7 protein-coding genes are annotated in these 7,693 nt (G+C 69.8%); 2 read left to right on the top strand and 5 right to left on the bottom strand.

Annotated elements, in window-relative coordinates; genetic code table 11:
- Positions 1 to 129: 129 nt before the first annotated feature.
- Positions 130 to 1,158: a tRNA dihydrouridine(20/20a) synthase DusA gene (gene dusA / locus ACS5Q7_RS17190; protein WP_478340500.1), complete on the bottom strand. Its 1,029-nt coding sequence runs from the start codon at positions 1,156 to 1,158 to the stop codon at positions 130 to 132.
- Positions 1,159 to 1,391: 233 nt separating this feature from the next.
- Here dusA and ACS5Q7_RS17185 point away from each other — a divergent pair, with 233 nt between their 5' ends.
- The gene (locus ACS5Q7_RS17185) at positions 1,392 to 1,757 is read left to right on the top strand and encodes a c-type cytochrome (protein ID WP_478340490.1); all 366 of its coding nucleotides are present in this window, start codon (positions 1,392 to 1,394) and stop codon (positions 1,755 to 1,757) included.
- Positions 1,758 to 1,772: 15 nt separating this feature from the next.
- Here the strand turns inward: ACS5Q7_RS17185 and miaA are convergent, their stop codons facing one another.
- A complete protein-coding gene (miaA, locus tag ACS5Q7_RS17180; RefSeq protein ID WP_478340489.1) occupies positions 1,773 to 2,711 on the bottom strand; it encodes a tRNA (adenosine(37)-N6)-dimethylallyltransferase MiaA in 939 nt (312 codons plus the stop codon).
- Here miaA and serB point away from each other — a divergent pair.
- Positions 2,710 to 3,603: a phosphoserine phosphatase SerB gene (serB, locus tag ACS5Q7_RS17175; protein ID WP_478340488.1), complete on the top strand. Its 894-nt coding sequence runs from the start codon at positions 2,710 to 2,712 to the stop codon at positions 3,601 to 3,603. The genes miaA and serB overlap by 2 nt on opposite strands.
- A 106-nt stretch (positions 3,604 to 3,709) precedes the next feature.
- On the opposite strand, the gene ACS5Q7_RS17170 is transcribed toward serB, so the two are convergent.
- The 3 genes from ACS5Q7_RS17170 to hflK form a co-directional block, all read right to left on the bottom strand.
- Positions 3,710 to 5,218, bottom strand: a complete 1,509-nt coding sequence (locus ACS5Q7_RS17170) for a DegQ family serine endoprotease (protein WP_478340487.1) — start codon at positions 5,216 to 5,218, stop codon at positions 3,710 to 3,712.
- Positions 5,219 to 5,354: 136 nt separating this feature from the next.
- The gene (hflC, locus tag ACS5Q7_RS17165; RefSeq protein WP_478340486.1) at positions 5,355 to 6,317 is read right to left on the bottom strand and encodes a protease modulator HflC; all 963 of its coding nucleotides are present in this window, start codon (positions 6,315 to 6,317) and stop codon (positions 5,355 to 5,357) included.
- On the bottom strand, positions 6,314 to 7,489 hold the full coding sequence (gene hflK / locus ACS5Q7_RS17160) for an FtsH protease activity modulator HflK (protein WP_478340485.1): 1,176 nt from the start codon (positions 7,487 to 7,489) through the stop codon (positions 6,314 to 6,316). The genes hflC and hflK overlap by 4 nt, the downstream gene beginning before the upstream one ends.
- Positions 7,490 to 7,693: the final 204 nt, after the last annotated feature.

Raw genomic sequence — 7,693 nt, 5'->3', positions numbered from 1 at the left:
GTCTTTGCGAGCGACAGCGAAGCAATCCAGGGCAGCGGGACCTGAACGGATGTGGCGGATCCCTGGATTGCTTCGCTTCGCTCGCAAAGACGGGAGACGCAGCATGATCCGGATTTTCCCGAAAACGCGCTAGGCGGCTTCTCGCGCGTCGCCCCGCTCCCGCGAGACCAGCGCGATGGCCGCGCGCAGGGTGTCGAGGTCCGCCTCCGGCCGCATCCCGTGCGTCGAGAGATGGCGACGGAAGGCGCGGGCGCCGGGCCGCCCGTTGAACAGGCCGAGCATGTGGCGCGTGACGGCATGAAGCCGCTCGCCCGATTGCAGCACGCCCGCCACGTAAGGCTCGAACGCCGCCAGCGCCGCGAAGGCATCGGGAGCCGGCGCAGGCACGCCGTAGAGATCGGGATCGACCCGCAGGAGCAGGGCGGGCTCCATGTAGGCCGCGCGGCCGACCATGGCGCCGTCGACCTCGGCGAGGCGCGCCTGCACCTCCGCGATGGTGCGCAGGCCCCCGTTCACCGCCAGCGGCAGCGTGGGCCGCGCCTGCTTGAGACGGGCCGCCCGGCCGTAATCGAGGGGCGGCACGTCCCGGTTCTCCTTGGGCGATAGGCCCTTCAGCCACGCCTTGCGGGCATGGACGATGAGCCCGTCCACCCCCGCCGCCACGACGGCCTCAGCGAGGGCGTCGAGGGCGGTTTCGGGGTCCTGGTCATCGACGCCGATGCGGCACTTCACCGTCACCGGCACCCGCACGGCCGCCTTCATGGCGGCGACGCACTCCCCCACGAGGGCGGGCTCGCGCATCAGGCAGGCGCCGAAGCGGCCGTCCTGGACCCGGTCGGACGGGCAGCCGACATTGAGGTTGATCTCGTCGTAGCCGAACCCTTCCGCGATCCGCGCCGACTCGGCGAGATCGCCCGGGTTCGACCCACCGAGCTGAACCGCGACCGGATGCTCGATGCCCGAGAAGCCGAGGAGCCGCTCCCTGTCGCCGTGGATCACCGCGCCGGTCGTGACCATCTCGGTATAAAGCCGCGCCCGCCCCGACAGCGCCCGGTGGAAGGCGCGGCAATGCCGGTCCGTCCAGTCCATCATGGGAGCGACAGAGAACCGCCAGCCCGGAAGGAGGGCGGGCTCGTCCGCGAAGGAAGCGGGAGAAATCACGGGTGGCGTCTGCGGCGGCGCGTGGGGATCGGGTGGACGCGCCGGCTTCTAGCAGAAGAGAGGCCGCACGGCACCCGCAGCGCCGTCCGGCGAGCAGAACCGGCCAAGCGAGCCGGGATTAAGCGGACCGAGCGCCCGTCTACCTTCCGGCATGCGGTGCATCCCGTCGGCTCCGTCTGTCGACGGACGGTGGTGCCTGCATGGCCCATCAACAAATATGAGGGGACAAGATGCGTTCACCTGTGTTCGGCGCCATTCTGATCGCACTGCTCGGCCTACCGGCCTACGCCCAGGACTCGGGCGATGTCGCGGCCGGCGAGAAGGCGTTCGCGCCGTGCAAGGCGTGCCACAACTTCCAGAAGAACGGCGTCGGGCCTGACCTGAAGGGCGTCGTCGGCCGCAAGGCGGGCACCTATGAGGGCTACACCTACTCGGCCGCCCTCAAGAACTCGGGGCTGACCTGGGACGAGGCCAACCTGCGCGAGTGGCTGAAGAACCCGAAGGCGAAGGTGCCCGGCAACAAGATGATCTTCCAGGGCATCTCCGACGACAAGAAGCTCACCGACGTGATCGCCTACCTGAAGTCGCAATCCTAAGCGCGCGGGACGGGCCTACGACCGAGGCGGATCATCCCGTTCCGCCTCGGGATCGATCCAGCGCCATTCCTCGCCCATCTGGTGGCGGAACCACGTGAATTGCCGCTTGGCATAGGCGCGGGTATCCGCCTGCCCCCGGGTGATGGCCTCCTCCAGACCGAGCGCCCCGTCGAGATGGGCGATCAGGCCCGGTACGCCGTGGGCGCGCATCACCGGCAACATCGGATCGAGCCGCCGGGCATGGAGGGCCGCCACCTCATCGAGCGCCCCGGCCGCGATCATCGTGCGGAAGCGGGCATCGATCCGCTGGCGCAGGACCGCCCGGTCGGGGGCGAGGAACAGCTTGGTCAGGCGCAACCCCGCCAGGGGGCCGGGAACCGGGTCGCCGTAGAAGCTCGCGATGGGGCGGCCAGTCGCGGCGTGAATCTCCAGCGCGCGCATCACCCGCATGCGGTCGCTCGGGCGCAGCCGCGCCGCGCCTTCGGGATCGATGCGGGCGAGGTCGGCGTGCAGCGCCTCGGTCGGGCGGCCCTCGGCGTCGCGGCGGATCTCCGCGCGGATCGCATCCGGCACCGGCGGCAATTCCGAGAAGCCCTGTTCCAGCGCCCGGAAATACAGGCCGGTACCGCCGACGAAGACCGGCATCCGGCCACCGAGTTCGGCCAGCAGGGCCGCCGCGTCACGGGCGAAATGGCCGAGCGAATAGTTCGTTGCCCCATCGACATGACCGTAGAGGCGATGCGGCACGGCCGCTTCCTCCGCCGCATCGGGCCGGGCGGACAGGATGCGCAGATCCGCGTAGACCTGCATCGAATCCGTGTTGACGACGACACCGCCGGCCTCGCGGGCGATGCGGCTGGCCAATGCCGACTTGCCCGAGGCAGTCGGGCCTGCGATGAGAACCGCCGCCGGGCGCTCCCCGGCTTCCCACAACGGCAAGGCTTTCCTCCGCATGCTGGTCGCGGTCCTGATAGCAAACCCGGACCGCCCGGCCATCACGGATGCGGTGCTGGCCGAAGCCCGCAGGGTTCTCGCCACCGCGCATCCGGCCCGCATTCTCCACCGCGAGGTCGCCGCCGAGATCCTCGTGGACGGCGCGCCGTCCGACGCCTCCGCCCTCACGGCGCGCCTGCGGGCGGCGCTGGGCGGCGAGCCCATCGACCTCGCCGTGATGCCGGCCGATTCCCACCGCCGCAAGCGCCTGTTCCTGGCCGACATGGATTCGACCATGATCGAGCAGGAATGCATCGATGAATTGGCCGGCACCCTCGGCCTGAAGGTGCATGTCGCCGCGATCACCGAACGGGCGATGCGCGGCGAGATCGCCTTCGAGCCGGCGCTGCGCGAGCGGGTCGCGCTGTTGAAGGACATCCCGGTCGGCGTCGTCGACGGGTTGATCGCCGACACGCTGACGCTGACGCCCGGCGGGCGCACCCTGGTGCGGACCATGGCCGCGCATGGCGCCCATACCTGCCTCGTCTCCGGCGGCTTCACCCTGTTCACCGGCCCCATCGCGGGCAAGCTCGGTTTCGCCGAGCATCGGGCGAACCGCCTCGCGGTGGCGGATGGCAAGCTCACCGGGGCGGTGGAAGACCCTATCGTCGGCAAGGCCGAGAAGCGCGCCACCCTCATCGAACTGCGTGACCGCTTCGGCCTCGCGCCCGCCGAGACGATGGCCGTGGGCGACGGCGCCAACGATCTCGACATGCTGGGCGAAGCCGGGCTCGGCGTCGCCTTCCGCGCCAAGCCGGCGGTCGCCGCCGCCGCGCAGGTGCGCGTGGAGCACGCCGACCTCACCGCCCTCCTCTACCTGCAGGGCTATACCGCCGCCGAATTCGTCGGCTGATCAGCGGCGAAGATCCGCCGCTGATAGTCGATCACCAGTTCGTCCACGGCGGCACCGGTCAAAGCGGCCTCGCCCTTGGGGCGGCCTGAGACCAGCGCCGAGGGTCTCAGTCGAGCCCGAGGGCCACGAAGCGCACGTCGCCATTCGCCGCAGCGACCAGCAGAAGCACGGACTTGCGCCCGTCCTTCTTCAGGGCCTCGATGCGCTTCGTGACATCGGCCGGCGTCGAGACGGCTTCCTGGCCGACCTCCACGATCAGCTCGCCCGGCTGAATGCGCTTGTCGGCGGCATTCGAACTGGGATCGACGCGGGTCACGACGACGCCCTTCTGGCCATCCTTGATGGTGTAGCGCTTGCGCAGCTCGTCGGTGAGGCTGGACAGGGTCAGGCCCAGCGCCTGCCGCACGGCGCTCTCGGTATCGGGCTGCTTCAGGTTCGCCTGGGTCGGCTTGTCGGTGTCCTCCAGGCGGCCGAGGGTGACGGGCTTCGTCACCTCGTCGCCCTTGCGCACGACCACGACATCGACCTTCTGCCCGACCGGCGTCGAGGCGACGATGCGCGGCAGGTCGCTCGACGCCTTCACCGCCATGCCGTTGAACTTCACGATGACGTCGCCGACATCGAGGCCGGCGGCCTTGGCCGGGCCCTTCTCGTCCACGCCCGCGATGAGGGCGCCGCGCGCGCCGCCCTTGAGGCCGAGCGCCTCGGCGGTGGCGTCGTCCACGTTCTGGATGCGCACGCCGAGCCAGCCGCGACGGACCTCGCCGTACTCGCGCAGCTGGTCGATCACCTGCTTGCCGGTGTTCGACGGCACGGCGAAGCCGATGCCCACCGAGCCGCCGGTCGGCGACAGGATCGCCGTGTTGATGCCGATGACCTCGCCGTCCATGTTGAACAGCGGGCCGCCGGAATTGCCCTTGTTGATGGCCGCGTCGGTCTGGATGTAATTGTCGTAGGGGCCGGACTCGATGTTGCGGCCCCGGGCCGAGACGATGCCGGCCGAAACCGAGCCGCCGAGGCCGAACGGGTTGCCGATGGCGATCACCCAATCGCCCGGACGCATCTTGTCGGAATCACCGAACGGCACCGCCTTGAGCGGGTGGTCGGCGGCGGGCTTCACCCGCAGCACGGCGAGGTCGACCTTAGAATCCTTGCCGATGATCTCCGCCTTCAGCTTCGTGCCGTCGTGCAGGATCACCTGGATGTCGTTGGCGTCGCCGATGACGTGGTTGTTCGTCACCACGATGCCCGAGGCGTCGATGATAAAGCCGGAGCCGAGCGAGTTCGACTTGCGCGCCCGCGGCGCCTCGTCGTTGCCGCCGCCGCCACGGCCGCCGCGCTTGTTGAAGAACTCCTCGAACAGGTCCTCGAACGGGGTGCCCGGCGGAAGCTGCGGCATGGTGCGGCTGGAGCGCGCCTCGACGGTGGTCGAGGCCGAGATGTTCACCACCGCGTCGGTGACCTGCTCGGAGAGGTCGGCGAGGGAGGCCGGCCCCTTGGCGAAGGCCGGCGCCGGCAGGGTCGCGCCCAGCACGGTGACGCCCAGCATGATCGCCGTCGCGACGGGGCGCAGGCGGGTGAACGGCCCCGGACGGGATGCCTCGACGGGGTTCATGGCGGACCTCTTCAGCAAAGCGTTTCCCTCAGGCGCCGGCCGCTCGATGGCGGCCGGCGAGTCGTCACGGGTCATGCCCGTGCAAAGATGGCTCCCGCAAAGGTAGCCCCCGAATGCGGGGCGTCCAGCACGGGGGTCAGCGCGCCGCGCCCGCCGTCGAGCCGGTCGCGGCGGCCGGGTCCTGGCCGGGGCGCCCGTTCGCCGGCTGCGGCACGCCGTGGCCCTGCGGATCGCTGAAGTACCGGAAGAAGTCCGTGTTCGGGCTGATGACGAGGCGCGTGTCGGGGCCCTTCAGCCCGGTCTCGTAGGCCTGCATCGAGCGGTAGAACGCGAAGAAGTCCGGGTCCTTGGCGAAGGCGTCGGCGAGGATGCGGTTCTTGTCGGCGTCGCCCTGGCCGCGCAGCTGCTCGGACTTCTGCGTCGCTTCGGCGAGGATCACCGTCACCTCGCGATCGGCCTTGGCGCGAATGGTCGCCGCCGCCTGCTCGCCGTTGGCGCGGATGTCCGCCGCCTCGCGCTCGCGCTCGGTCTTCATCCGCCGGTAGACGGCGGCCGAGTTCTGCGCGGGAAGATCGACGCGGGTCATGCGCAGGTCGACGATCTCGATGCCCAGTGCCCTGGCCTGCCGGTTCACATCTTCCTGGATGTTGTGCATCAGCTGGCCGCGCTCGTTCTTGACGATGGCGTCGCGGGTCGACCGGGCGAGCACGCTGCGCAGGCTCGAATTCGTGAAGCTCTGCAGGCGCTGGTTGGCGATCCCGACATTGCCCACCGACTGGTAGAAGCGCAGCGGATCGAGGATCCGGTAGCGGGCGAAGGCATCGACCTCGAGGTTCTGACGGTCGGCGGTGAGGATCGTCTGGACCGGCAGGTCGAGATCGAGCACGCGCTTGTCGAAGGTGACGACCGTCTCCGCGAACGGAACCTTGAAGTAGAGGCCCGGCTTGTCCTCGCCGGTGGCGTTGAGGACGGCGCGGACGCGGCCGAATTGCAGGACGAGCGCCTGCTGCATCTGGCCGACGACGAACACCGACGCGTAGAGGCCGATGGCCACAATCGCCGCGACGACGATGAGGCCGGTACGGAGTGCCTGGTTCATCGGGCGGCTCCCGTCTGGGCCGGGCCACGGGCGCCGAACTCGGAGAGGGGCAGCACGGGCAGCACACCCGCCGCCGTCGCGGAGCCGGGCGATCCGTTCTGATCGATGATCACCTTGTTCACGGAGCCCAGAACCTTCTCCATCGTCTCCAGGAAGATCCGCTCGCGGCTGATCGCCGGAGCGAGCTTGTAGGAGGCGTAGACCTCGTTGAAGCGCGCCGCCTGTCCGGTGGCGTCGGCGGTGGCCTTCGTCTTGTAGGCCTCGGAGGCCTGGACGATCTGCGAGGCCTTGCCTCGGGCCTGCGGTACCTCACGGCTCGCGTAGGTCTTCGCCTCGTTCTGGGCGGTATCCGCGTCCTGCTGCGCGGCGTTCACGTCCACGAAGGCGGGGCGCACCTCCGGCGGCGGGTTCACCGAGACGAGCTGCACCACCTCGATGCGCACACCCGCGCCGTATTCGTCCAGCGCCTTCTGGACCATTTCCTTCACCTCCTGGGCGATGCTCGCCTGCTCGTTGGTGAGGATCGCCTGGATGTTCCGGCGGCCGATCACCTCGCGCATGGCGCTCTCGGCGATGGCCTTGATGGTGCCTTCGGGGTTCTGGATGTTGAACACGAAGTCCGAGGCCTTCAGCGGGTTCACCCGCCACTGCACCTCGAAGTCCAGATCGACGATGTTCTCGTCGCCGGTGAGCATCAGGCTCTCGTCGGGCACATCGCGGTTGCGCGTCTGGCCCGGCCCGGTGCGGTAGCCGACCTGAATGGAATTCACCTGCCCGACATTCGGCTTCACGACGCCGCCGATCGGATAGGGGAAGTTGTAGCGAAGGCCCTCGGCCGTCGAGCCGACATAGCGGCCGAAGATGGTCTCGATGCCGACCTGATACGGCTCGACCTTGTAGAAGCCGGTGGCGAGCCACACGGCCACGGCCAGCGCGCCGATCACCAGCGCGCCGCGACCGCCCCCGAAGCCGGAGCCGCTGCCCGAAGGGCCGCCCGGTCCGCCGCCGCCGGGGATGATCCGCCGCAGGCGATCCTGGCCGCGCCTCAGCAAGTCCTCGAGGTTCGGAGGCGTGTTGCCACCGCCGCCGCCCCCACCCCAGGGTCCACCGCCGTTGCCGTTGGGGCGCCCCCATGGGCCGCCGCCACCGCCATTCTGATTGCTCCAAGGCATCCTGGCCGTCGTCTCCTGACCTGCCGCACCCGCCGCGCCCCCATCGAGGCATCGAGTTCGGGGCGCCCCCTGCCAACGGTCGCACCCGCCGGGTCAATCCCGAGTGCCGCCCCATCGCTGGGGACCCGCACCGCGGACATCCGCAGATGCGAAGGCGATGGCAGACCCCCCGTGGCACCTGCGGGTCCGCCCCCCTCGCTGTCA

It is taken from the genome of Methylobacterium sp. Gmos3 (assembly GCF_056430985.1).
Note: the sequence above shows the minus strand (reverse complement) of the source record. Positions and strands in the feature narration are given on the sequence as shown.

What these genes read in the sequence shown, in the direction of transcription:
- ACS5Q7_RS17185 (WP_478340490.1), top strand. Translation starts at nt 1,392, where the DNA reads ATGCGTTCACCTGTGTTCGGCGCCATTCTGATCGCACTGCTCGGCCTA.
- serB (WP_478340488.1), top strand. Translation starts at nt 2,710, where the DNA reads ATGCTGGTCGCGGTCCTGATAGCAAACCCGGACCGCCCGGCCATCACG.
- miaA (WP_478340489.1), bottom strand. Translation starts at nt 2,711, where the DNA reads ATGCGGAGGAAAGCCTTGCCGTTGTGGGAAGCCGGGGAGCGCCCGGCG.
- ACS5Q7_RS17170 (WP_478340487.1), bottom strand. Translation starts at nt 5,218, where the DNA reads ATGAACCCCGTCGAGGCATCCCGTCCGGGGCCGTTCACCCGCCTGCGC.
- hflC (WP_478340486.1), bottom strand. Translation starts at nt 6,317, where the DNA reads ATGAACCAGGCACTCCGTACCGGCCTCATCGTCGTCGCGGCGATTGTG.
- hflK (WP_478340485.1), bottom strand. Translation starts at nt 7,489, where the DNA reads ATGCCTTGGAGCAATCAGAATGGCGGTGGCGGCGGCCCATGGGGGCGC.